Origin of the sequence: Xanthobacter sp. (assembly GCF_041911315.1) — a bacterium.
In the GTDB taxonomy this organism is placed as follows: Bacteria; Pseudomonadota; Alphaproteobacteria; order Rhizobiales; family Xanthobacteraceae; genus Xanthobacter; species Xanthobacter aminoxidans.
In genome coordinates this window covers 91401-116011 of the sequence record NZ_JAYRPE010000053.1, presented here as the reverse complement: position 1 = coordinate 116011, position 24611 = coordinate 91401, and the positions used below count along the sequence as shown (strand labels likewise).

Sequence of the window (24611 nt, the reverse complement as noted above, 5' to 3'; positions counted from 1 at the left end):
GATCGTAAAGGGACGCTTAACCCTATGCGCAGGGATTGCGATCAGATCGCGACGATCTTTCCCGGATTCATGATGTTTTTGGGGTCGAGTGCTCGCTTGATCGCGCGCATGGCCTCCAGGGCTGCGGCGCCGTGCTCGCCCTCCATGTATTTCATCTTGCCCTGGCCGACGCCGTGCTCGCCGGTGGAGGTGCCACCCATGGCCAGCGCCCGTTCCACCAGCCGCTTCATATAGTGCTTGGCCTTGGCGAGATCTTCCGGGTCGTCCACGTTCACCATCAGCGTGGTGTGGAAATTGCCGTCGCCCACATGGCCGACGATGGGGGCGATGAGGCCCATCTCCACGATGTCGCGCTTGGTCTCCATCACGCATTCGGCGAGGCTGGAGATGGGCACGCACACGTCGGTGGCCACCGCTTTGGCGCCCGGCCGCATGGGCAGGACGGACCAATAGGCGTCGTGCCGCGCCTGCCAGAGCTTGGTGCGCTCCTCCGGCTTCACCGCGAACACCGAGGGGCCGCCGCCATATTCCGCCGCCAGCTCGCCGAAGCGATCCGCCTGCTCGTGGACGCTGGCCTCGGTGCCGTGGAATTCGAGGAAGAGGGTGGGCGTCTCGGCCAGCGTGAGCTTGGCGTAGGCGTTGGAGGCCTTCACCTGCTCCTCGTCCAGGAGCTCGATGCGCGCCACGGGGATGCCGCTCTGGATGGTGGCGATCACCGTGTTGCAGGCGGCCTCGATGCTGGGAAAGGGGCAGACGGCGGCGGAGACAGCCTCCGGGATGCCGTAGAGCTTCAGGGTGATCTCGGTGACTATGCCGAGCGTGCCCTCGGCGCCCACATAAAGGCGGGTGAGGTCGTAGCCGGCGGAGGATTTGCGTGCGCGGGTGGCGGTGGTGAGGATTTCGCCGGTGGGCGTCACCACCTTCAGGGACAGCACGTTGTCCTTCATGGTGCCGTAACGCACCGCATTGGTGCCCGAGCAGCGGGTGGAGACCATGCCGCCGAGCGAGGCGTCGGCGCCGGGATCGAGCGGGAAGAACAGGCCCTGGTCGCGCAGTTCCTCGTTGAGCCGCTTGCGGGTGACGCCGGGTTCGATCACGCAGTCGAGGTCGGCCGTGTTGACGGCCAGGATGCGGTTCATGCGCGAGAGGTCGATGCAGATGCCGCCGAAGGGGGCGTTCACATGGCCCTCCAGCGAGGTGCCCGCGCCCCACGCGATAACCGGCACCGACAGCTCGTCGCAGACGCGGACCACGGCCTGCACATCTTCCGTGCATTCAGCGAAAACAACGGCGTCCGCGGGCTCGTTGGGCAGGTAGGTCGTCACGTTCGCGTGCTGTTCCCGCACCGAGCGATTCGTAACGACCTTGTGATCCAGTGCGGCCTGCAGGCGCTGCACCGCCTGGGCGATGCGATCGGGCATTGCACTGTCGGATTTCGCGGCTGCGGCAACCATTTACAAATCCTTAACCTTTGTCTGCGCCAGGCGAGCGGCGCCCGGATGACGCGAAAGTGGATTGAACCGTTTTAGGAACAGTTTCGACTTGACAGTGACTTTTATGATTCTGTTCGGAGCGCGATTTCAGGGTGACGGATGCCTCCTAGCACGGCACAGTGCTTCCACAAGCGGCAAAATCTGCAACCAGCGAAGCGAGGCGGCCATGCTCGACCGAATCGACTTTGAACCCGTGTTCTTTGCCCCGTTCGTGTCCTCCTCCATGAAGGTGGAGACCAACTGGATCGATTATAACGGCCACCTCAACGTGGCCTATTACACGCTCATCTTCGACCGGGCGCTCGACGAGGCGCTCGGCCTGCTCGGGCTGGGACCGTCCTACGCCCGGGCGCGTCGCGCCTCTTTCTTCACCGGCGAATCCCACATCCGCTACGAACGCGAACTGGCGCCCGAATCGCCGGTGCGCGTGACCATGCGGCTGCTCGACTATGACGAGAAGAGGCTGCACCTCTTCCAGTCGCTGCATCATGCCACCGATGGCTGGGTGTCCGCCACGTCGGAGCAGATCACGCTCCATGTGGATCTCGGCTCACGGCGCGTGGTGCCGTTCCCGGATGACGTGCTCGAGCGGATCGCCACCATGCGCGCCGCCCATGCCGGCCTGCCGCCGCTGAATGGCGTGGGCCGCAAGGTGTCCATGCCGTCGCGCTCCTGAGGCGCGACTTTCGAGGCCGCCATGGTCCTTGCGTCCATCGCGGTTCTCGCGGCGCTGTGCGCCGATGGCGGCTGAGGCGATCGCGCCCGGCCGCCTTTCTCTTTTGGGGGCATGGTCGGTGAGCTGCCTAATCGGCAACCATGCCTTTACCGTGCGCTCCGTGCAGATCTGGCATGCCAAGCCCGTAGTTCTGGTGCGCTGCACAGAGGCATATATTGCACTGCGATAAAGCCCCGTAGGGCCAGTGCAGGAGGCCTCCATGAGCGCCGTTACCTTTTCTCCCGACACCCTTTCCCGTGACACCCGCTCTGCCGCCCCCAAGGCTGGCAAGGCTGCGGCCGGCAAGACCGCCGGCAAGGGCTTCTTCGCCCGCCTGATGAGCGCCATCATTGCCGCCCGCATGGAGCAGGCCGAGCGCGAGCTGTCCCGCTACGTGCAGCTCAACGGGCGTGACCCGCTGAACTGACACTCTCTATGTAAGACCCCTCATCCGCGCGGCCGATCCGACCGCGCGGCGAGGGTCAGGGTAGCCCAGCCCTCGATATGCCGCTGGTTGACGAGGTGCAGCCCCTGCGCGCGATAGGCCGCCAGAGCGGCCGGAACCTGCGTGGTGAGCAACCCCGACAGGACGATACGTCCTCCCGGCGCAAGCAGGGAGGCGAGCGGGCGCGCCAGCCGCTTCAGCGGCGGCAGCAGGATGTTGGCCAGAATCAAATCGTAGGGTCCGTGGATGCGGATCGCCCGCGCCCCGGCGCCGGCCGCATGGACCATGCGCACCCCCGGCGCCTTGTTGGCCGCCGCATTCGCTCTCGCCGTACGCACGGCGATGATGTCGATATCGCTTCCCACGATCTCGGTGTGAAACAGCCGCTCGGCCGCGATGGCGAGCACGCCCGTGCCCGTGCCCACGTCCAGCACGCGCTGCGGGCGTCCCTTGCGCGCGGCGTTGACGATGGCGTGCAGGCAGCCCTGCGTGGTGCCGTGGTGGCCGGTGCCGAAGGCCAGCGCCGCCTCGATCTCGATGCCGATGCGGTTCGGCCCCACCCGGCCGCGATCATGCGAGCCGTGCACAACCACCGGGCCGACGGCCACGGGGGCGAGGCCCTCCAGGCTCGCGGCCACCCAGTCCTTCTGCTCGATCTCGCCGAACGTGACGGCGGCGGCCATCTCCGGGCCGGCTGCGATCTCCACCAGTTCGAGCAGCATCTCCGGATCGAAGGCGGAGCCCGCATAAACCTCCACGACCCAGTCGTCGTCTGTCCGCTCGAAATTGGCCACCGCCACCTCTGCGGGGTCGAATGTTTCCGAGATCAGGTCGGCGATGCGCTGCGCCTGCCGGCGGGGCGCCTCGACCCGCATCACATGGGTGGCGTCGTTGGGGGGGAGGCCTTCGAGCATGGGGAAAACGTCATCCGTTGTCGCTGTGGCCGCCGTCGCCTGTCGCTCCCGTCACGCGGTTGCGCCCGGCGGCCTTGGCCGCGTAGAGGCGCTTGTCGGCCGCTTCGAGCAGTGCCGTCAAGGTCTGGCCGTCCTCCGGCAGCGTGGCGACGCCGATGGACAGGGTCTGCTGCCGTACCCCGTCGGGCAGCGTCAGCCCCGTGACGCTTTCGTTGAGCATCCGGGCGAGAGCCACCGCCGCGACGTGGGACACGCCCGGCGCCAGCACCGCGAATTCGTCGCCGCCATAGCGCACCACATGGTCCGATTGCCGAAGGCTCTCGGAGATGGCGCCCGCCAACTGCCGCAGCACCGCGTCGCCGGTGGCATGGCCGTGGAGGTCGTTGACCTCCTTGTAGTCGTCCACATCCACCAGCAGCAGGCTCATGGGCCGGCCGGTCTTGCGGGCGATGGCCACGAGGTCGCGGCCCAGCGGCTCCAGCTGGCCGCGGTGGAGGACGCCGGTGAGCGGATCGAGCCGGGACGTCACCTCCAGCTGCTCGTAGCGCTGGCGGTAGGTGAGGGTGTCGAACACGTCGGCGATGCGCGGGCGCAGCGGATCGCCGGCCATCTCGAAGCGGTCGAGATAGAGCGCGAGCATCAGGGCATAGAAGCCCGCCGCCACCAGCTTGCCGACCCAGCCGCCGATGCCCGCCGACAGCGGCACGTCGAGCGCGAAATGCAGCACGCCGAAGAAGCCGACCTGATCGAAGGTGAGCACCAGCGCCAGCGTCGCCCAGATGACTGTCACCGGATACCGCTTCGCCCGGGACGACAGGCGCTCGTAGACGAGGATCATGGCAATGGAATCGATGAAGAGCAGCAGCGTGCTCCACACCGCCAGCGCGCCCAGCTGGTCCATGAACGTGATGTCCGCCGGCGCGCCGGGAGCCGGCACCACATTGTGCTGGCGCAGCAGGAAGACGAGCGCCAGCAGCACCAGATTGCCGAGGAAGAGCCCATAGATGGGCTGGCGCGCCACCAGCGCGTCCTCGCGAATGTACACGAGCAGCAGAAGTGCCAATTTTCCGGAAAATAATACCACCGAGCCGGGCGAGAGCGAGACGCCGAACGGCAATTGCACGTAATAGGCGGCGGCGAGATACGTCTCCATGAAATGGAGCGAGCCCAGCGCGCAGAAGAACACGCCGATGCCCAGCGTTCCGCGCAGGCGGAACAGCGCGAGCATGGCGCCGAAATACACCAGCATTTCGGCGCCGAGCAGGAGGATGTTGAGTGCGATCATCGATCTGAAATCTGCGGCGCGGGCGACGCTAGGGGAAGATCAGGGCGAAGATGAGGGGCCGCCCCGACGGACCGACACGCCACCTCTCGTCGCCCGCAAATATTGCGTCAGGCCTTTTCGACGAAGGTATCCACCACCCGTTTCTCGCCCGCCTTGTCGAACTGCACGGTCAGCTTGTTGCCGTCGATGCCCGTGATTTCGCCATATCCGAACTTGATGTGGAACACCCGCTCGCCCCGCTTGAAGGCGGAGGAGGGGGCGGAAGACGAGGCCACCAGCGTGCCCTCGATCACCATCGGTCCGCGCCGCGCCGAAGCACCGGCATCGTAGCGCCCGCCGCGCTCGGAGAAGCCACCCCGTCCGCCGCCGCTCCCGCCGCTGTCCGTGCGGCCACGCTGGGTCTGGGCCCGCTGCCAGCCGGGCGTGGAATAGGAGGAGGCGGCGAAGGGCTCGGCCCGGTCGAACCGGCTCTGGCCATAGCTGCCGCCCCCGCCGTAGGAAGAGCCGCCCCACCCCATGCCGCCGCGGCTTTCCTCCACCTGCACATGGGCGTCGGGCAGTTCGTCGAGGAAGCGGGAGGGCACGGTGGAATTCCACATGCCGTGAATGCGCCGGTTGGAGGCGAACCAGATGCGGGCCGAGGCGCGGGCGCGGGTGATGCCCACGTAGGCGAGCCGGCGCTCCTCCTCGAGACCGGCCTTGCCCTGATCGTCCAACGCGCGCTGGTGGGGGAACAGGCCTTCTTCCCAGCCGGGCAGGAAGACGGTGTCGAATTCCAGCCCCTTGGCGGAATGCAGCGTCATAACCTGCACCGCGTCCTCGCCGGCGCCGTTGTCCACGTCCATCACCAGGGAGATGTGTTCGAGGAAGCCGGAGAGGTTCTCGAACGGCTCCATGGAGCGCACGAGTTCCTTGAGGTTTTCCAGCCGCCCGGCGGCCTCGGCGGAGCGGTCCTTCTGCCACATCTCGGTATAGCCGCTCTCGTCGAGGACAATCTCGGCGATCTCGGTGTGGGACATGACGCGCGCCTGCTCGCGCCAGCGCTCGAACGCCTGGATGAGCCCACGCAGGGTGCCGCGCACCTTTGGCTTCAGCTCCTCGCTCTCGGTCAGCACGCGCGCGGCTTCCTGCAGCGGCACGCCGGCGGCGCGGGCGACATCATGGATCTGCTTCACCGTGGCATCGCCGATGCCGCGCTTGGGCACGTTGACGATGCGCTCGAAGGCGAGATCGTCGGCGGTGGAGTTCACGCAGCGCAGATAGGCCAGCGCATCGCGGATTTCCGCCCGTTCATAGAAGCGCGGGCCGCCGATGACGCGATAGGGCATGCCGAGCGTGACGAAGCGGTCTTCGAACTCGCGCATCTGGAAGGAGGCGCGGACCAGGATGGCGATCTCCGACAGGCGATGCCCGGCGCGTTGCAGCGCCTCGATCTCCTCGCCGACGGCGCGGGCCTCCTCGCCGGAATCCCACGCCCCGGTGACGGAGACGCGCTCGCCCTCGTCGCCCTCGGAGAACAGGGTCTTGCCCAGCCGCCCCTCATTATGGGCGATGAGATGGGCGGCGGAGGCGAGGATGTGCCCGGTGGAGCGATAGTTGCGCTCCAGCCGGATGACCTTGGCGCCGGGAAAATCGCTCTCGAACCGGAGGATGTTGTCCACCTCGGCGCCGCGCCAGCCGTAGATGGACTGGTCGTCGTCGCCGACGCAGCAGACATTCTTCGAGCCCTGCGCGAGCAGGCGCAGCCAGAGATACTGGGCGACGTTGGTGTCCTGATACTCGTCCACCAGCAGGTATTTGAACCGGCGGTGGTATTCGGCCAGCACGTCCGGGTTCTCCCGGAACAGGCGGATGCCTTCCAGTAGAAGGTCGCCGAAATCCACCGCGTTGAGCGCCTTCAGCCGGTCCTGATAGGCAGCATAGAGCATGCCGCCCTTGCCGTTGGCGAAGACCGCGCCCTCTCCGGGGGGCACGTCCTTCGGGGACAGGCCACGGTTCTTCCAGCCGTCGATGGTGGAAGCGAGCAGCCGCGCCGGCCAACGCTTTTCGTCGATGTTCTCGGCGGCGAGGAGCTGCTTGAGCAGGCGGATCTGGTCGTCGGTGTCGAGGATGGTGAAGCCGCTCTTCAGCCCCACAAGCTCGTGGTGGCGCCGGAGGATGCGCACACCGATGGAATGGAAGGTGCCGAGCCAGGGCATCCCCTCGATCTGGTCGCCGACCATGCCGTGGATGCGGTCCTTCATCTCCCGCGCCGCCTTGTTGGTGAAGGTCACCACGAGGATCTGCGAGGGGAAGGCGCGACCGGAGGCGAGGATATGGGCGACGCGGGCGGTGAGCACGCGTGTCTTGCCCGTGCCTGCGCCGGCGAGCACCAGCAGCGGGCCGTCCAGCGTTTCCACCGCCTCACGCTGCTCGGGATTGAGGCCGGCGAGATAGGACGCCTGCGGCCCGGCGGGGGCGATGGCGGCGCGCGCACGCGCGGCGATGCCGCCGGGCTTCAGGCCGGGAAGCTCTGGCACTCCACCGGGCTCGTGGCCCGGACGGCGCGGGGATTCAGGCGGTCTCAATGCAAAAGGTCTCGGTGCGCGTGATTCGCTCAAGGGAACAAAATGGCATCGCGCGCGCCGGATTGCGAGCTTGGCCGCAGGCGAGCCTTTACCGGAGCAGTTCGGCGGTGCCTTCGCGCCGCCAGGTGCGCGCCCGAAGCCGCGGCGCAAGCCACCAGGACAGCGGCGCGGAGATGATCGACGAGCCGAGCACCACGAAGGGCATCAGGCCCATGGCCTCGCGCGCCAGTGGGGACAGCAGCAGCGCCAGCAGGCCGGCGAAGAACGTGACCGCCTGGATCATCATGAACAGCATGGCGGCGAGTTGCAGCCGGATCGACATGGTTGGAGCCTCCTTCCGAGACGGACATTTCGGAAGGTCAACCGGCCCACGTGGACCGGGGTTCCCCGCGCGGTGTTCAGGTTCCCGCGAGGTCGGCGGCCGCATCCGGCAGGGTGGGGGCCGCCTTGGGGTCGGCGGCCGGCGCCACGGGCAGATGCACGACGTAAAACTTGCGGACCGCGGTCACGCTCTTCCACACCCCCTTGAAACCCGAGGGGATGACGAAGGACTGGCCGGCATGGAAGGTCTCCGTATGGCCCGAAGCGTCTGTCAGCTCGACGGTACCTTCCACGAGGACGCAGAACTCGTCCTCGTCATAGCTCACCTCGATCTCCGACGGTGCCGAGGCCCAGAACCCCGCCGAAAAGGCGCCGGTGCGATCCTGATACCACTCATGCACGGTCGTGGCGGCATCGGGATTCAGCGGCGGGGAAGGATCGAAGCGGATGGAGCGGATGGTCATGGGGGTCACTCCCGGCGCGTCTGGCTCGCTGTGTGTGGCCCATCCTTCGCCCGTCCGCCGTCCTGCCGCAAGGGCGTGCGCAACCCTGCAATCAGCACAACGCCCATCCCGAAGAAGGCGACCAGCACCGCCACCCCTGCGCGCTGGCTCTGCGTCAGGGCGGTGACGATCGCCACCGAGGTCGGCGCGGCAAATGAGGTGATCTTGCCGGAGAGCGCGAACAGGCCGAAGCACTCGCCGATGTTTTCCGGCGGGGCGAGGCGCACCAGAAGGGTGCGCGAGGCCGCCTGGAGCGGGCCGGCGACGGCGCCGATGAGGAGCCCGAGGCCCACATAGACCTTCTCCGGCACCGTGCCGTAGAGGCCGGTTCCCGGCGCCGTGGGCACAAGGCCGAACAGGATGGATGTCCGGTCCACCGACAGCAGCCCGATGCAGGCGAACAGCAGCCCGAGGAGCGCGCCGAGGATGACGAGGCGCGGGCCGAAGGCATCGTCCAGCCAGCCCCCCGCCAGCGCCCCGGCCGTGCCGGTGAGGGTGAGCAGGATGCCGAAGATGCCGATCTCGATGGAGCCCCAGCCGAAGGTGCCGGCGGCATAAATGCCGCCGAAGGCGAACAGGGCGACGAGCCCGTCGGCATAGATCATGTTGGCGAGGAGGAAGCGGGCGAGCGCCGGGCGCGTCCTCAGCTTCGGCACCAGCCCGCGGATTTCCGTGAGGCCCTTGCGCACCGCCTCGCGCAGCGGCAGGCCCTTCTTGCGGTCGGGCACGAACAGGAACATGGGCAGCACCAGCACCGCGAACCACACGGCCGTGAGCGGCCCCGAGAAGCGGTCGCCCTCGCGGGTCGCCGCGTCGAGCCCGAGTGCCGGCGGCAGGCCGATGAGGGTGAGGCCGGTGTCCGGCGCGGTGGAGAAGAAGCCGAGCATCAGCGCCAGCGACACCAGCCCCCCGAAATAGCCCGCCGCCCAGCCGGTGCCGGAGAGCCGGCCCAGCCGCTCCGGCGGCACGAGGTCCGGCATGATGGCGTTGTTGAAGACGGTGGCGAACTCGACGCCGATGGTACCGATGGCGAAGGCCGCGAGCACCAGCGGGATGCGCGCCGTGTCGCCCGGCACCGCGAACCACAGCAGCGCCGATCCCGTCATCAGCATCAGGCCGAACACCGCGATCCACGGCTTGCGCCGGCCGGAGGCGTCGGCCACTGCGCCGAGGATGGGGGAACAGATGGCGATGATGAGCCCCGCCGCCCCGGTGGCAAAACCCCACAGGCTCTGCCCTTCGGCCGGTGTCGGGGCCACGGCGGAGGCGAAGTAGGGCGCGAAGATGAAGGTGGTGATGAGGGTGAAATAGGGCTGGCAGGCGGGATCGAACAGGATCCAGCCGACCACGGCCCGGCGCGGGAGACGGGAGGCAGGCCGGGAGGAGGGCAAGGGCAAATCCGCAATGGCTGGCGATCGATGGACCACCATGGCAGTCGCCGCGCCCGAGGGAAACCGTCTCCGTCGCGAAACCTCAGGCGGGAAAGTCGGGCATGGGCTCGGCCCCAGCCGGCACCACGTGTTCCACCAGCGCGGCGATCGCGGATGCGACCAGCACGGCGGCGCCCACGGGCGCGGCGGAGAAGAACTCTTCCTGCACCGCATGGCCGTCCTCGTCCTTGAAGGCGGAGGAGGCGGCGCGCACGACGACCGCCTCGGTCACGAGGTAGCCGTCCTTGACGAGATCGCGGGCGATGGCCTTGGGTGGGCGCTTGTCACGCACGTGCAGCGGCTCCTCCTCGCCTGAGGCCCGCCAGACCACCTTGTAGATGTACATGGCGCTTCGCTGCTCCCTGCGGACATCCGTGCCCTGAACGCCACGGTGCAGCCCCTCGTTCCGATCCTTCTGCATTCCTGTGGATCAACTGCCACGCCGCAGCGTTAATGCCGTGTTCGGCGCCGCGGGCGCCTGATTGGGAGAGGCGGCGATGCTGCAGTCACAGGACCCGTCGTTGTCCGGCCCGGCCAGAGGCGCCGATCTGCCCGGACGGGACCGGCTGCTCGCCTTTTTCACCGCCATTGCCATCGTGACCGTACTCTATGTGGGGCGGGACGTGTTCGTCCCCATCGCGGTGGCCATCCTCTTGTCCTTCGTGCTGGCGCCGGTGATCCTGGTGCTGCGGCGGGTGAAGGTGCCGCGGACGGCCGCGGCGGTGGTGGTGGTGATCGCCACCTTCGTCGGCCTGCTGGCGCTGGGCTCCGTGATCGCGCTCCAGACCTCCGATCTCGTGGCCGAGCTGCCGAAATACCGGCTGAACCTCAGCGAGAAGATCCGCTCCGTGAAGGAGGCGACCGGCGGTTCCGGCACCTTCGAGCGGACCATGGACATGATCCAGGACCTCGGCCGGGAACTTGAGGCGCCGGACCCGGCCAAAGCCGTGAGCGAGGAAGGCGGGCCCTTCGCGGCCGGCGGGCGGCCGCTGCCGGTCGAAATCCGCGAGCCGCCGCCCGGCACGCTCGGCACCCTCTCCGCCGTGATGGCGCCGCTGCTGCATCCGCTCGCGACGCTCGGCATCATCTTCATCTTCGTGCTGTTCATCCTGCTCCAGCGCGAGGACCTCAGAAACCGCTTCGTGCGCCTCGCCGGCGCCCACGACATCCAGCGGACCACGGCGGCGCTGGATGATGCGGGGCGACGGCTGTCCCGTTTCTTCCTCACCCAGGTGGCGCTGAATGCGGCGTTCGGCACGGTGATCGGCCTCGGCCTGTGGCTCATCGGCGTGCCGAGCCCGCTCCTGTTCGGTATCGCCGCCGCGGTGCTGCGCTTCGTGCCCTATGTGGGTGCGGCGGTGGCCGCTGCATTGCCCATCGGCTTCGCGCTGGCGGTGGACCCCGGCTGGACCATGGTTCTGTCGGCCGCCGTGCTGTTCATCGTGGTGGAGCCGCTGGTGGGGCACGTCATCGAGCCGCTGCTCTATGGCCGCTCCACGGGCCTGTCGCCGGTGGCGGTGATCGCTGCGGCCACCTTCTGGACCTGGCTTTGGGGGCCCATCGGGCTCCTGCTCTCAACGCCGCTCACCCTGTGCCTGGTGGTGCTCGGGCGTCATGTGGAGAGCCTCGAATTCCTGGACGTTGCCCTGGGTGATCGGCCGCCGCTTTCGGACAGCGAACTTCTCTACCAGCGCCTGCTGGCCGGCGACCCCGTAGAGGCCGCCGCATCCGCCGAGGATGTCCTGCGCCAGACCGATCTCGACGCCTATTGCGACGGCGTGGTGCTGCCGGCGCTGAAGCTGGCCCAGCGCGATGCGGCGCGCGGCGCTCTCGATGCCGAGCGTCAGGCCCGCATCCGCGACACCCTCGCCGATCTGCTCGAGCATCTGCCGGCACCCGAGGAGAAGGTCGCGGCTGAAGGGGAAGGAGCCGACGATGCCCGTCCGCGGCCGGAAGGCCCCTCCGTGCTGGTGCTTCCCGCCCGCTCGGTCCTTGATGAAGCGGCGGCGCAGCTTCTGGTCTACCGGCTGACGGCCGATGGCGTCGCGGCCGAGGCGACCGCACCCGGCAGCGCCCGGCGGCTGGCGGCGGGACAGGCCGGGATGGTCGTCCTCGCCTATCTCTCCCCCGCGACGCCCGCGCACCGCCGCTACACCATCCGCAGCCTCACCCGCGACCGCTCCGGCCGGCGCGTGGTGGTGGCCGATTTCATGGCCGAGGGGCCGCCGCCCGTCCTTCAGGGCGAGGCGGCGGCAGTGTCCACCGTGAGGGGCGCGGTGGAGGCGGCGCAGGTGGACGCGCCCGCGTCGGGGCCTTCCGCTCCCGCACTGGTCCCGGCGCGGGCGGGAGCGGCCTGAAGGGGAGCGCCCCCTTCAGGCCTTCACCAGATCGCCCAGCAGGCTCGCGGCCAGCGTCAGCTTGGAGAGGCTGAGGCCGGACTGGGCGATGTCGCGCACCGTGCGGCGCATGCGCTCCACCTCCTCGCGGCGGCGGGCCACATAGGCGTCTACCGCGGCTTCGCCGGAGATGCCCTCCGCCAGCATCGCCTCGGTGATGCGGCGGAGGAAGGTCTCGAGCTGCGCCAGCGAGCGGTCCAGCGCCAGCCGGTCGTAATAGTCCGGCGCCATGATGCTGCGCGCCTGGGTGAGCAGGTCGTCGATGGCGAAGTAGCGGCCTGCGGCGAAGAAGGTGCTGGCCGCGCTGGGGATGGCCTTGCCGGTGGTCTCGGCGATGAGCGCGATGTCGGAGGCCGCCGCCAGCGCCGGCATGGAGGCGATGCGGCGGGCCAGCTCCTCCGGCACCCTTTGGGCGACGAGATCGGCCACGCGCCCGGCGCGGTCCTTGCGCCAGGCCTCGGGCAGGCTCTCGTCGAGCGCGGCGGCGACCGCCGCGACCCCGCTGCGGTAGCGCTCGACCACGCCGGCGATGCCGTCCGCGAACGAGACGTTGCCGAGGAACCAGATGGTGCGTCCCACCATCAGGTCCTGCACCGCCGCATAGAGCTGGAGCTGGACGTGCCCGTCCACCTTGTTGTCCAGCGCGTCGATGGCGGCGGTCAGTTCTGGCAGGTGATAGCTGTCGCGCACCGCCGCGAAGGCGCGGGCGATGGAGGCGGCGTCCCCGCCCGTCTGGTCGGAGATGCGGGCCATGGCGGAGGGGCCGCCCTGGTTGACGATGGCGTTCGCGAGGCCCGTCGCGATGATCTCCCGGTGGAGGCGGTGGGTCTCGATGGCGTGGGGATAGCGGTCCTGCAATTCGTGCGGGAAGTAGTGCACCAGCTCGCCGGAGAGATAGGCGTCGTCCGGCACGCTGGAGCCGACGAGGTCGTCCTTGAGGGCGAGCTTGGCATAGGCGAGCAGCACCGCCAGTTCGGGCCGGGTGAGATGCTCCCCGCGCGAACGGCGGTCGGCGATCTCGGCATCGGACGGCAGGAACTCCACCGCGCGGTCCAGTTCGCCCCGCGCTTCCAGCATCTGCATCAGGCGCTGCTGGAAGGCGAGGTCGTCCGCCCCCTTTAGCTCGGCGAGGGACAAAGCGAGGGTCTGGTCATAGTTGTTGACGAGGACGAGGCGCGCCACCTCGTCCGTCATCTGCTTCAGGAGCGCCGCCCGGTCCGGCACGCTGAGGTCGCCCATCTCCAGGGGCTTGGCGAGGGCAATCTTGATGTTCACCTCCACGTCGGAGGTGTTCACGCCGGCGGAATTGTCGATGGCGTCGGTGTTCAGTCGCACGCCCTTGCGCGCCGCCTCGATGCGCCCGCGCTGGGTCATGCCGAGGTTGGCGCCTTCGCCGATGACCTTCGCGTTGAGATCGGCGGCGGCGATGCGCACCGCGTCATTGGCGCGGTCGCCGGCCTGGGCGTCGGTCTCGGCGGAGGCGCGCACATAGGTGCCGATGCCGCCGAAGAACAGGAGGTCCACCGGCGCCTTCAGGATGGCGTTGATCAGCTCCGCCGGCGTGGCGCTGGCCTTGGGGAAGCGCAGCAGCGCGCGGACTTCCTCCGAGAGGTCGATGCTCTTGGCGCTGCGCGGGAAGATGCCGCCGCCCTTCGAGATCAGGCCGGCGTCGTAGTCGGCCCAGGAGGAGCGGGGCAGATCGAACAGGCGCCGCCGCTCGGCGAAGGAGGAGGCCGGGTCCGGTTCGGGATCGAGGAAGATGTGGCGGTGGTCGAAGGCCGCCACCAGCTTCAGCGCCGACGACAGCAGCATGCCGTTGCCGAACACGTCGCCCGACATGTCGCCCACACCGGCCACGGTGACGGGCGTCGTCTGGATGTCGATGTCCCTTTCCCGGAAATGGCGCTTCACCGCCTCCCAGGCGCCGCGGGCGGTGATGCCCATGGCCTTGTGGTCGTAGCCCACCGAGCCGCCAGACGCGAACGCGTCGTCCAGCCAGAAGCCATGCCGCGCGGAGATGGCGTTGGCCGTGTCGGAGAAGGTCGCCGTGCCCTTGTCGGCGGCCACCACCAGATAGGGGTCATCCCCGTCGAGGCGCACCGTGTCCGCCGGGGGCACCACGGCGCCGCCCTTCAGATTGTCGGTGAGATCGAGGAGCGAGGAGACGAACACCTCATAGGCCGCCGTGCCCTCGGCGAACACCGCCTCGCGCGCGCCGCCCACGGGCAGGCGCTTCGGCACGAAGCCGCCCTTGGCGCCCACCGGCACGATGACCGCATTCTTCACCTGTTGCGCCTTCACGAGGCCGAGGATCTCGGTGCGGAAATCCTGCGGCCGGTCCGACCAGCGCAGGCCGCCGCGCGCCACCTTGCCGAAGCGCAGGTGCACGCCCTCCACGCGCGGCGAATAGACGAACACCTCGTAGAGCGGGCGGGGCAGGGGCAGGCCCTCCACCCTCGCGCTCTCGAACTTGATGGCGATGGGCTCGCGCAGGCGGCCCTGCGCGTCCTTCTGGTAGTAGGTGGTGCGCAGCGCCGCATCCACGAGGTTCACGAAGCGGCGCAGGATGCGGTCTTCGTCGAGGCTGGACACCTCGGCGAGGGCTGCGTCGATGGCTTCGCGCAGCGGCGCCTCCCGAGAGGCGCGCGCCTCGGCGGAAGTATCCTGCGCCGGATCGAAGCGGGCGTGGAACAGGCCGACGATGGCGCGGGCGAGGCCGCCGTGGCGGTTCAGCGTCTGCCAGATATAGTCCTGCGAGAAGGGGATGCCCGCCTGCCTGAGATAGCGGCCGAGCGCGCGCACCAGCGCCGCCTCCCGGAAGTCGAGGGCGGCATCGAGCACGAGGGCGTTGTAGCCGTCATTCTCCGCCGCGCCGCGCAGCACGGCGTTGAGGCAATCCTCAAGGCGGACGGCCGAGCCCTCCACCGAGATGGTGCCGCCATCCGCCCGCTCCAGCGACATGTCGTGGACCCAGCTCTTGGGGCCGCCGGCAGGCTCGATGCGGAAGGTGCGTTCGTTGATGGCCTTGAGGCCCATGTTCTCCAGCATGGGCACCCGCGCCGCCAGCGGCAGGGGCGCACCGTAGGAGAGGAGGCGCAGCGCGATGCGCCGGTCGTCGTCGCCTTCCCGGCGGTAGAAATCGAGGGCGACAGGCCGCTCCTCGGAGAGGCGCTCCAGCAGCTCGATGTCGGCGAGCGCCGTGGGCACGCCGTAGGCCGCGCGGTAGCCGGGATCGAACGCCTCCACGTAGCGGCGGGCGAGGCGAACCGCGTCGGTGCTGGTCATGCCGGGCAGCGCCGACACGGCGGCCGAAAGGCGGTCGCGCCAGGTGAGGATGGCGTCCGCCACCGCCCGTTCCAGCTCCCCCTTGTCCACCTCCGGGATGCGCCCCTCGGTGCGGCCGATGTCGTAATGCACGCGCGTGAGCGGCAGGCCGGCGACGAACGCCTGCTCGAAGGACGTGACCGTTCCGCCGTAGGACTTTTCGAGGATGGCGCCCACCCGGTCGCGCACCTGCGCATCGAACCGCTCGCGCGGCAGGAAGGTGAGCACGGAGACGAAGCGGTCGAACCGGTCGGCCCGCGCCAGCACCTTCAGGCGCGGCCGGTCATAGAGCGAGAGGATCTCGCGGGCGTGGCCGAGCAGCGTCGGCACGTCGATCTGGAACAGGTCGTCGCGCGGATAGGTCTCCAGCACGGTGGAGAGCGCGCGGGCGGAATGGCTGTCCGGCTCCAGCCCGGCGCCGCGGATGACCGAATCCGCCTTGAGGCGCAGATAGGGAATCTCGCGCAGGGAGTGGGTGTAGGCCGTGGAGGCGAACAGGCCGATGAGGCGCACTTCGCCGATGAGCCGGCCTTTCTCGTCGTGGGCCTTGATGCCCACATAGTCCATCACATCCCGCCGGTGCACCCGTGAGCGCAGGCTGGCCTTGGTGAAGAGGAGCGGGGTGGGGCCTTCCAGGAAGGCGCGGATTTCCGGCGTCGTCACCACCGGCGCATCGCCGAGGCGCAGTTCGTGGACGTCGGGATTGCGCAGGATGCCGAGGCCGCTGTTGGCCTCCGCCTTCAGGCCATCCTCGCTCAGCTCGTAGTGGCGCAGGCCGAGGAAGATGAAATTGTCCTCGGTCAGCCATTCGAGCACGTCGGCGGCTTCCTCGCGGGCGTCGTCGCCATAGGGCCGCTTCTCGCGCCGGTAGCCCTTCGAAAGGCTCTTCACCTGCTTGCGCATGGCGGAGAAATCGAGATTGGCGGCGCGCACGTCGGCGAGGGTTCGGTCCAGTCCCGCCTTCAGCTCCGCCGCCGCGGTCTCGTCGATGGCGGCGACGTGGATGTGGATGAGGCTTTCGCGGTTCTCCTCCGACAGGCCCCGGGGGCCGGGGGGTTCCAGGCCGCGCACCGTGCCGTCGCCGTCCCGCTCCACATGCAGGATGGGGTGGGCGGCGAGCTTCACCACCAGCCCGCGGTCGGCCAGCTCGCCGGCGACCGAGTCGAACAGGAAGGCCATGTCGTCGTTCACCGCCTCGATGACGGTGATGGCCGCCCCCGGCAGATCGGGATTGAAGACGCGCACGCTCGGCTGCCCCTTGGGGCGGCCGGCCACATGGGCCCAGGCTTCGCGCAGCAGCAGGACGACGCAGGCCGCCGGGAGAGGCGCCAGATCCTCCGGCGCCACGGCGGCGAGGAAGATGTCGGCGAAGCCGGCCGGCAGATGAGGCGCCTCGCGTTCGACGAGCGCTTTCACCGCGGCCAGAGCCGTCTCGTCGTGGAGTCCGTGCGCGCCGGCTTGAAATCCCATGACGTTCATGGCCTTTCCTCACTGTGTGGCCGCCGGCTGCGGGTCCCCCGCTTACGGCGAGCATGACGTTGTGGCCCGGAGCGGCGACGCTGGAATGACGAGGCGACCCAATGGCATCGAAAGTGAAGGCAGTAGGGGGCGTGGAAAAGGCCAAAAGCGTGACTGCCGCAAATAAAGGCAGGCCCGAAACTCAGGCGGCGCCGTCCGGCCGAAAGTCTTCGGCCAAAACTTCTGCACCGAAGACGGCGGTTCCGACCGCTGAGCCTGCCCGCCGGCGCGACGATCTTCCCGCTGTCGCCCTCGCGATTCCGCCCGCCGAACTCGATGCGTCGAACAAGGCTTATTTCGACAAGTGTGTGGAGAAGATCGGCTTCGTGCCGAACGTCCTCCAGGCCTATACGCTCGACATGGCGAAGCTGAACGCCTTCGCCGGCATGTACAATGATCTGATGCTCGCACCCTCCGGCCTCTCGAAGCTGGAGCGGGAGATGATCGCGGTGGTCGTTTCCAGCATCAACCGCTGCTATTACTGCCTCACCGCGCACGGGGCCGCAGTGCGCCAGCTTTCCGGCGATCCCATCCTCGGCGAGCAGATGGTGATGAACTATCGCGCCGCCCGGCTCGACCCGCGCCGCCGGGCCATGCTCGACTTCGCCGCCAAGCTCACCGAGCGACCCCACGAAGTGGAGGAAGAAGACCGGGAGGCGCTGCGCAAGGTCGGCTTTTCCGAACGCGACATCTGGGACATCGGCGCCGTGGTCGGCTTCTTCAACATGTCCAACCGCATCGCCTCGGCCACGGACATGCGCCCGAACGAGGAATATCACGTCCAGGCGCGCACGCTGAAGGGGTGAGGCCCGGCCGAAGGGCTCGCCTGCCGGTCCGGAAAGGTATATTTATATAGATATAGCTTTTTCGGATCCTGAGGCGCGGCATGGCTCTGGCACGCCGTCTGTTGATGCTTGTGATACCAGCCCTCGTCTGCGCCGCAGTCGCGGCCGTTCCGGCGGTCGCGGCGGCGGAGCCGGACGGTGAGGATTGCGGCAAGGCGGCATGGCCACTCGCATCAGCTCGTACCCGCCTTGCGGCGCCGGCTCGCACGGTGGAGGTCGGCGGACGCCTGTCCTTACCGCTGGAGGGCGCCGTGACGCTCGCCTTGTCGGATCGCGCTTCCGCCGCCCTGCCGTTCCCGCCGACCCGGCAGGGGCGGGAATCACGGGCCGGATTCGCCCGCATCGCAGTGCCCCCGCCCGGTGGGGACTATCAGATCACAGTGTCGGACGGCGCGTGGCTCGACGTGTTCACGGACGGCAGGCCGCTGGCGCCGCTCGCCTTCACCGGCGTGCATGCCTGCCCGGGCGTGCGCAAGAGCCTGCGCTTTCGTTTGCCGGCCGGCGAGGCGGTGCTGGTCGTGACCGATGCCGCAGGCTCCGGTCTCGGCATGGTCATCGATCCCGTTGGACCTTGAGAGCAAAAACAACTTCGGCTCAACCACGGCGGGTATGGCTATTGATTACCTCCTGCCGCAGCGTCTCTCAGACAATAGTGGTAAGATCGAGCTAGACATTCGTCGGCGCGTCGGTCTATTGACGCAGCCGCGGCGGAGCATGATAGCTTGCGCCCCAAGATCAAGCGCACCAGCCAAGGTGCCGAATGTTGCGGAGATCGGCTGGAGCGCGTCGCTTGCGATGTGCGGCCGGGGAACAGCGAGGGCGCCTTACGATCATGGACAGCGTCTCAGACGTGCCCTACATCGTTGAAGCTTCAGGTCTTACGAAGGAATTCAAGGGGTTCGCTGCGGTCAAGAACGTTGACCTCAGGATCCGCCGCCACACCATTCACGCCCTGATCGGGCCGAACGGTGCCGGTAAGACCACGTGCTTCAACCTGATTACCAAGTTTCTGGAGCCGACGCGCGGCACCATCAAGTTGAACGGCCGCGATATTACGCGCACGCCGCCAGCGGATGTTGCGCGGATGGGCATGGTCCGTTCGTTCCAGATCTCCGCCACGTTCCCGTACCTCACGGTGCTGGAGAACGTGCGGATCGCGCTGCAGCGGCCCATCGGCAACTCGTTCCACTTCTGGCAGTCGGAGAAGAGCCTCGAAGCGCTCAACGACCGCGCCATGGAACTGATCGCCGACGTGGACCTGACCCAGTACGCGAAGCACCTCGCGGTGGAGCTGCCCTACGGCCGCAAGCGCGCGCTGGAGATCGCCACCACGCTGGCGCTCGAGCCGGAAATGCTGCTGCTGGACGAGCCCACCTCGGGCATGGGCCGCGAGGACATCGCCCGCACGGCGGACCTCATCAAGCGCGTCTCGGACAATCGCACCATCCTCATGGTGGAGCACAATCTTTCGGTTGTGGCCAATCTCTCGGACCGGATCACCGTGCTGGCGCGCGGCGAGATCCTCACCGAAGGCCCCTATGCCGAAGTGTCGAAGAACCCGCAGGTGATCGAGGCCTATATGGGCACCGGTGGAGCGCATTGAGATGGCCGCGAACGGAACGCCCCTCCTCGAGGTGAAGGACCTGCACGGCCACTATGGCGAGAGCCATGTGCTGCACGGCATGACCTTCGACGTCCATCCGGGCGAGGTGGTGACGCTGCTCGGCCGCAACGGCGCCGGCAAGACCACCACCATGCGGGCCATCATGGGCCTGCTGCGCAAGCGCGCCGGTTCCATCCGCTATCAGGGCACTGAAACGGTTGGATTGGCGCCCAACAAGATCGCCCGGCTCGGCATCGCCATCTGCCCGGAAGAGCGGGGCATCTTCTCCTCGCTCTCCGTGCGCGAGAACCTGCTGCTGCCGCCCGTGGTGCTGCCCGGCGGCCTGACCGTGGACGAGGTGCACGAGCTGTTCCCGCGGCTCGAAGAGCGCCGCAACAGCCAGGGCACCAAGCTGTCGGGCGGCGAGCAGCAGATGCTGGCCATCGCCCGCATCCTGCGCACGGGGGCAAAGCTCCTGCTGCTGGACGAGCCCTCCGAGGGCCTTGCGCCGGTGATCGTGCAGCACATCGGCCAGATCATCCGGGACCTCAAGAAGAAGGGGTTCACGGTGCTGCTCGTGGAGCAGAATTTCCACTTCGCCTCCACTGTCGCCGATCGCCACTACGTGGTGGAGCATGGCCGTGTGGTGGACATGGTGGAAAACGACAAGATCGCGGAAAACGCGGCTCGTCTCGAAGCCTTTCTCGGCGTCTGACGCCGGGTTTCCGACAGCGAGAAAATCCGGTTCCAGCCGGAGGGAGGACACATCATGCGTCTTGCAGCCGTATTGCTGGCCGCCGCCAGCGTCGTCGTTGCCGCTGGCGCCGCCAAGGCCCAGGTTCCCGTCAAAATCGGCGTTCTCAATGACCAGTCGGGCCTCTACGCCGATCTCGGCGGCCAGGGCTCCGTGTGGGCCGCCAAGAAGGCGGTCGAGGACTTTGGCGCCGCCGCCAAGGGCCTCAAGGTGGACGTGATCTTCGCCGATCACCAGAACAAGGCCGACGTCGGCACCTCCATCGCCCGCCAGTGGTACGACGTGGACGGCGTGGACGTGATCCTGGACGTGCCGAATTCCGGCGTCGCGCTGGCGGTCAGCGGCGTGACCAAGGAAAAGAACAAGGTCTTCATCAATTCCGGCGCGGCCACTTCGGACCTCACCGGCAAGGCCTGCACGCCCAACACCGTGCACTGGACCTACGACACTTGGGCGCTGGCCAACGGCACCGGCAAGGCGATCGTGAAGACCGGCGGCGACACCTGGTTCTTCCTGACCGCCGACTACGCCTTCGGCCATGCGCTGGAGCGCGACACCTCGAAGGTGGTGGCGGAGAATGGCGGCAAGGTGGTTGGCTCCGTGAAGGTGCCGCTCAACAACGCCGACTTCTCCTCCTTCCTGCTGCAGGCGCAGTCGTCCAAGGCCAAGGTCATCGGCCTCGCCAATGCCGGCGGCGACACCATCAACTCCATCAAGCAGTCGGCGGAATACGGCATCGTCGAGGGCGGCCAGAAGCTCGCCGGCCTCCTCATCTTCCTCACCGACGTGCATTCGCTGGGGCTGAAGACCGCCCAGGGCCTGACCCTGACCGAAGCCTGGTACTGGGACCAGACCGACGCCAACCGCAAGTTCGCGGACGCCTTCGCCGCGGCCAACGGCGGCAAGCGTCCGACCATGGTGCAGGCGGGCGTCTACGCCGGCACGCTGCACTATCTGAAGGCGGTCGAGGCCCTGAAGTCTGCCAAGGACGGCGCCGCCGTTGTGGCCAAGATGAAGGAAATCCCCACCGACGACCCGCTGTTCGGCAAGGGCGAGGTGCGCGTCGACGGCCGCACCATTCATCCCATGTATCTCTATGAGGTGAAGAAGCCCTCCGAATCCAAGGGGCCGTGGGACTACTACACCCTGAAGGCGACCATCCCCGCCAACGAGGCGTTCCGTCCGCTCTCCGAGAGCGACTGCCCGCTCGTCAAGAAGGGCTGATCCAGAATCCGGATCGGGCGGGTCCTCAGGGCCCGCCCGATCCTTCTCCTCCGTGTCCGGTACCCCCAGTTCCGGTTGTCGCTTGCGGTTTCCGCCGTTTCCTCCTGACGAGACGGGTCTTCGATGTTCGAGCTCATCGGCATTCCCCCCCAGGCCCTGTTCGGGCAATTGCTCCTGGGTCTAATTAACGGCGCGTTCTACGCCATGCTGAGCCTCGGGCTCGCGGTGATTTTCGGCCTTTTGAACGTCATCAACTTCACCCACGGCGCGCAGTACATGATGGGCGCGTTCGGGGCGTGGATGCTGCTGAACTATGCCGGCATCCCCTTCTGGGGGGCGCTCGTGCTCTCGCCCATCATCGTGGCGATCATCGGCATGGTCATCGAGAGGACGCTGCTCAAACGGCTGTACCATCTCGATCATCTCTACGGCCTGCTGCTGACCTTCGGCCTCGCTCTCATCCTCGAGGGCCTGTTCCGGCGGCAGTACGGCTCCTCGGGCCTGCCGTACAACAATCCGCTGCCGGGTGGCACCAATCTCGGCTTCATGTTCCTGCCCAACTACCGCGCCTTCGTGGTGGTGGCCTCGCTGGTCGTCTGCCTCGCCACCTGGTTCGTGATCGAGCGCACCAAGCTCGGCTCCTACCTGCGCGCCGCCACCGAGCGGCCGGACCTGGTGCAGGCCTTCGGCATCGACGTGCCGCGCATGATCACGCTCACCTACGGCTTCGGCGTGGGCCTTGCGGCGCTCGCCGGCGTGCTCGCCGCCCCGGCCTATCAGGTGAGCCCCACCATGGGCTCGAACCTCATCATCGTGGTGTTCGCGGTGGTGGTGATCGGCGGCATGGGCTCGATCATGGGCGCCATCGTCACCGGCTTCGGCCTCGGCGTCGTGGAGGGCCTGACCAAGGTCTTCTATCCCGAGGCATCGTCCACCGTGATCTTCGTCATCATGGCCATCGTGCTCATGGTGAAGCCCGCCGGCCTGTTCGGCACGGCCAAGTGAGGGCTGCTACATGAGCTCCGCAACCCATCCCGCCCCCGCCACCTCCGGCGCCGGCTCCAACGTCATGCTCCTGTTCGCCGTCGCCGCGGTGGCGGTGCTGCTGGTGGCGCCCTTCGGCGTCTATCCCGTGTTCCTGATGAAGGTGATGTGCTTCGCGCTGTTCGCGTGCGCCTTCAACCTGCTGCTGGGCTACACGGGCCTCCTGTCGTTCGGCCACGCCATGTTCTTCGGCGGGTCGGCCTATATCTGCGCCCACACCACCAAGGTGCTGGGCTTCACCCCCGAGCTTGCCATTCTCTCCGGTGTCGCCTTCTCGGTGGTGCTGGGCTTCCTCGCGGGGCTGCTGTCCATCCGCCGGCAGGGCATCTATTTCGCCATGGTCACGCTGGCTCTGGCGCAGATGTTCTTCTTCTTCTGCCTGCAGGCGAAGTTCACCGGCGGCGAGGATGGCCTTCAGGCGGTGCCGCGCCGGCCGCTGTTCGGCGTCATCGACATCAGCCAGGACATCCACCTCTACTACTTCGTGCTGGCGATCTTCCTGTTCGGCTTCTTCGTCATCTACCGCACCATCCATTCGCCCTTCGGGCAGGTGCTGAAGGCGATCCGCGAGAACGAGCCGCGCGCCATCTCGCTCGGCTACCGGGCCAACCAGTACAAGCTGCTCGCCTTCGTGCTCTCGGCGGCGCTGGCGGGTCTCGCCGGCTCCACCAAGGTGCTGGTGTTCCAGCTCGCCTCACTCACCGACGTCGCCTGGCAGATGTCGGGTGAAGTGGTGCTGATGACGCTGGTGGGCGGCATGGGCACCGTGCTCGGCCCGGTGGTTGGCGCGGCGGTGATCGTGACCATGCAGAACTATCTCGCCGGTCTCGGCGAGTGGGTGCTGGTGATCCAGGGCGTCATCTTCGTGCTCGCCGTCTCGCTGTTCCGCCGCGGCTTCGTCGGCGAGGTCATCGCGATCTGGCAGCAGATGAAGGCCCGCAAGGCCAACAGCTAGGCCGTCAGTCGCCGGCCCTGGGGCCGGCCCGACATCCTCCCACCCCGCGGGCGCCCGTCGCTCGCGGGGTTTTTCATTTCAGGGCGCGTTCCCGTCAGCGGCGGCGCACGGTATCCATGGCGAACACGGCGAGGCCGGCGGCCAGCCCCCACACCGGGGCGCCGAGGCCGAGGGCACTGATTCCCGACGCCGTGGTGGCGAAGGTCACGATGGCGGCGGTGCGGTCCTTGTCCACGTTGAGCGCCGCGGTGAGCGAACCCGTGAGGGGGGCGATCAGCGCCAGCCCCGCGATGGTCGCGACCAGCGCCGGCGGCAACGCCGCGAACACCGCGACGAGGGAGGCCCCCGCCGCGGCCAGCAGCAGATAGAACAGGGCATAGACCGGCCCCGCCTTCCATCGCGCCCGCGGGTCCGGGTCGCAGTCCGGCCCCGTGCACAAGGCGGCGGTGATGGCGGCAAGATTCGAGGCATGGGCGCCGAACGGCGCGGTGAGCACCGAAGCAATGCCGGTGGTGGCGAGGATGGAGCGCACGGGCGGCACGTAGCCGCTGGCGGTGAGCACGGCGAAGCCGGGCAGGTTCTGCGACGCCATGGTCACGAGGAACAGCGGCAATGCGATGCTGAGGAGCACGCCGCCGTCGAATTCCGGCGTCACCCACACCAGCGCCGACAGCTCCGGCGCGGGCATCGGTCCCACCACGCCCAGCCCGAGGGCCGCGCCGATGCCGGCGACGAGCGCGGCCGGCACGGACCAGCTCGGCGCCAGCCGGCGGGTGAGGAAGAAGGCGGCCACCACCGGCAGCACCAGCAGCGGGCTCTTCACCGCATGTTCGGCCAGCGCCGTGACGAAGCGCACCAGCACGCCCGCCAGCATCGCTGCCGCCACCGCCACGGGAATGCGGGCCACCAGCGTGCCGAGCGGCTTCACCGCGGCGCAAGCCACCATGAGGAGCCCGGCCACCAGGAACGCGCCCACCGCCCGTTCCATGCCGATCCCCGCCCCGAATGCGGCCAGCAGGGCCGCGCCCGGGGTGGACCAGGCGGTGATGATGGGCAGGCGGTGGCGGATGGAGAGGATTGCGCTCGATCCCGCGATCGCGAGGCAGAGCGCCGCCACCCAGGACGACGCCTGCGCCGGGCTCGCGCCCACTGCCGCGGCGGCGGAGAGAATGAGGGCGAGGGTTCCGCCGAAGCCCACGAGGGCGGCGACGAAAGCCGACACGATGGCGGAGACCGGCACGCTCAACTCCTCGCGGATATCTATCGGAAGGCCTC

20 protein-coding genes are annotated in these 24611 nt (G+C 68.2%); 10 read left to right on the top strand and 10 right to left on the bottom strand.

Annotated features, from left to right (window positions below; translation table 11 throughout):
• Nucleotides 1–41: 41 nt before the first annotated feature.
• Nucleotides 42–1454 carry an FAD-binding oxidoreductase gene (locus ACE3QW_RS15545; RefSeq protein ID WP_029555179.1) on the bottom strand — a complete coding sequence of 471 codons (1413 nt, stop codon included), beginning with the start codon at nt 1452–1454 and terminating at the stop codon, nt 42–44.
• A 205-nt stretch (nt 1455–1659) separates the two neighbouring features.
• On the opposite strand from ACE3QW_RS15545, the gene ACE3QW_RS15540 reads away from it, so the two are divergent.
• Both ACE3QW_RS15540 and ACE3QW_RS15535 read left to right on the top strand, forming a co-directional pair.
• The gene (locus tag ACE3QW_RS15540) at nt 1660–2169 is read left to right on the top strand and encodes a thioesterase family protein (protein ID WP_024277813.1); all 510 of its coding nucleotides are present in this window, start codon (nt 1660–1662) and stop codon (nt 2167–2169) included.
• 259 nt (nt 2170–2428) lie between these two features.
• Entirely contained in the window at nt 2429–2635 is a 207-nt protein-coding gene (locus tag ACE3QW_RS15535) for a hypothetical protein (protein ID WP_374252342.1), read from the top strand.
• 20 nt (nt 2636–2655) lie between these two features.
• Here ACE3QW_RS15535 and ACE3QW_RS15530 read toward each other — a convergent pair whose 3' ends face one another.
• From ACE3QW_RS15530 to ACE3QW_RS15500, 7 genes are all read right to left on the bottom strand, one after another.
• Nucleotides 2656–3567: a 50S ribosomal protein L11 methyltransferase gene (locus tag ACE3QW_RS15530; protein ID WP_374252340.1), complete on the bottom strand. Its 912-nt coding sequence runs from the start codon at nt 3565–3567 to the stop codon at nt 2656–2658.
• Between the two features lie 10 nt (nt 3568–3577).
• A complete protein-coding gene (locus ACE3QW_RS15525) occupies nt 3578–4852 on the bottom strand; it encodes a diguanylate cyclase (protein ID WP_374252339.1) in 1275 nt (424 codons plus the stop codon).
• Nucleotides 4853–4959: 107 nt separating this feature from the next.
• Nucleotides 4960–7452: an ATP-dependent helicase gene (locus tag ACE3QW_RS15520; protein WP_374252337.1), complete on the bottom strand. Its 2493-nt coding sequence runs from the start codon at nt 7450–7452 to the stop codon at nt 4960–4962.
• Nucleotides 7453–7507: 55 nt separating this feature from the next.
• Complete coding sequence (locus ACE3QW_RS15515; RefSeq protein WP_374252335.1) at nt 7508–7741, bottom strand: hypothetical protein; 234 nt, start codon at nt 7739–7741, stop codon at nt 7508–7510.
• A gap of 76 nt (nt 7742–7817) precedes the next feature.
• Entirely contained in the window at nt 7818–8204 is a 387-nt protein-coding gene (locus tag ACE3QW_RS15510) for a cupin domain-containing protein (RefSeq protein ID WP_051678732.1), read from the bottom strand.
• Between the two features lie 5 nt (nt 8205–8209).
• On the bottom strand, nt 8210–9673 hold the full coding sequence (locus ACE3QW_RS15505) for an MFS transporter (protein WP_374252333.1): 1464 nt from the start codon (nt 9671–9673) through the stop codon (nt 8210–8212).
• A gap of 43 nt (nt 9674–9716) precedes the next feature.
• Nucleotides 9717–10019 carry a hypothetical protein gene (locus ACE3QW_RS15500; protein WP_250168152.1) on the bottom strand — a complete coding sequence of 101 codons (303 nt, stop codon included), beginning with the start codon at nt 10017–10019 and terminating at the stop codon, nt 9717–9719.
• Between the two features lie 151 nt (nt 10020–10170).
• Between ACE3QW_RS15500 and ACE3QW_RS15495 the strand changes: the two genes are divergently transcribed.
• Nucleotides 10171–12030 (top strand): AI-2E family transporter, encoded by a 1860-nt coding sequence (locus tag ACE3QW_RS15495; protein WP_374252331.1) that lies wholly within the window; start codon nt 10171–10173, stop codon nt 12028–12030.
• Nucleotides 12031–12045: 15 nt separating this feature from the next.
• Here ACE3QW_RS15495 and ACE3QW_RS15490 read toward each other — a convergent pair whose 3' ends face one another.
• Nucleotides 12046–16872: an NAD-glutamate dehydrogenase gene (locus ACE3QW_RS15490; protein ID WP_374252329.1), complete on the bottom strand. Its 4827-nt coding sequence runs from the start codon at nt 16870–16872 to the stop codon at nt 12046–12048.
• Nucleotides 16873–17168: 296 nt separating this feature from the next.
• On the opposite strand from ACE3QW_RS15490, the gene ACE3QW_RS15485 reads away from it, so the two are divergent.
• From ACE3QW_RS15485 to ACE3QW_RS15455, 7 genes are all read left to right on the top strand, one after another.
• Entirely contained in the window at nt 17169–17717 is a 549-nt protein-coding gene (locus ACE3QW_RS15485; protein ID WP_374252375.1) for a peroxidase-related enzyme, read from the top strand.
• 80 nt (nt 17718–17797) lie between these two features.
• Nucleotides 17798–18331, top strand: a complete 534-nt coding sequence (locus tag ACE3QW_RS15480; protein WP_374252327.1) for a hypothetical protein — start codon at nt 17798–17800, stop codon at nt 18329–18331.
• 257 nt (nt 18332–18588) lie between these two features.
• Nucleotides 18589–19359 (top strand): ABC transporter ATP-binding protein, encoded by a 771-nt coding sequence (locus ACE3QW_RS15475; protein WP_024277826.1) that lies wholly within the window; start codon nt 18589–18591, stop codon nt 19357–19359.
• 1 nt (nt 19360) lies between these two features.
• A complete protein-coding gene (locus ACE3QW_RS15470) occupies nt 19361–20074 on the top strand; it encodes an ABC transporter ATP-binding protein (protein WP_024277827.1) in 714 nt (237 codons plus the stop codon).
• Nucleotides 20075–20128: 54 nt separating this feature from the next.
• On the top strand, nt 20129–21337 hold the full coding sequence (locus ACE3QW_RS15465; RefSeq protein WP_024277828.1) for an ABC transporter substrate-binding protein: 1209 nt from the start codon (nt 20129–20131) through the stop codon (nt 21335–21337).
• A gap of 123 nt (nt 21338–21460) precedes the next feature.
• Nucleotides 21461–22342: a branched-chain amino acid ABC transporter permease gene (locus ACE3QW_RS15460; RefSeq protein WP_029555168.1), complete on the top strand. Its 882-nt coding sequence runs from the start codon at nt 21461–21463 to the stop codon at nt 22340–22342.
• Nucleotides 22343–22352: 10 nt separating this feature from the next.
• Entirely contained in the window at nt 22353–23336 is a 984-nt protein-coding gene (locus tag ACE3QW_RS15455; protein WP_374252323.1) for a branched-chain amino acid ABC transporter permease, read from the top strand.
• A 94-nt stretch (nt 23337–23430) separates the two neighbouring features.
• Here the strand turns inward: ACE3QW_RS15455 and ACE3QW_RS15450 are convergent, their stop codons facing one another.
• Nucleotides 23431–24576 carry a benzoate/H(+) symporter BenE family transporter gene (locus tag ACE3QW_RS15450; protein WP_374252321.1) on the bottom strand — a complete coding sequence of 382 codons (1146 nt, stop codon included), beginning with the start codon at nt 24574–24576 and terminating at the stop codon, nt 23431–23433.
• Nucleotides 24577–24611: the final 35 nt, after the last annotated feature.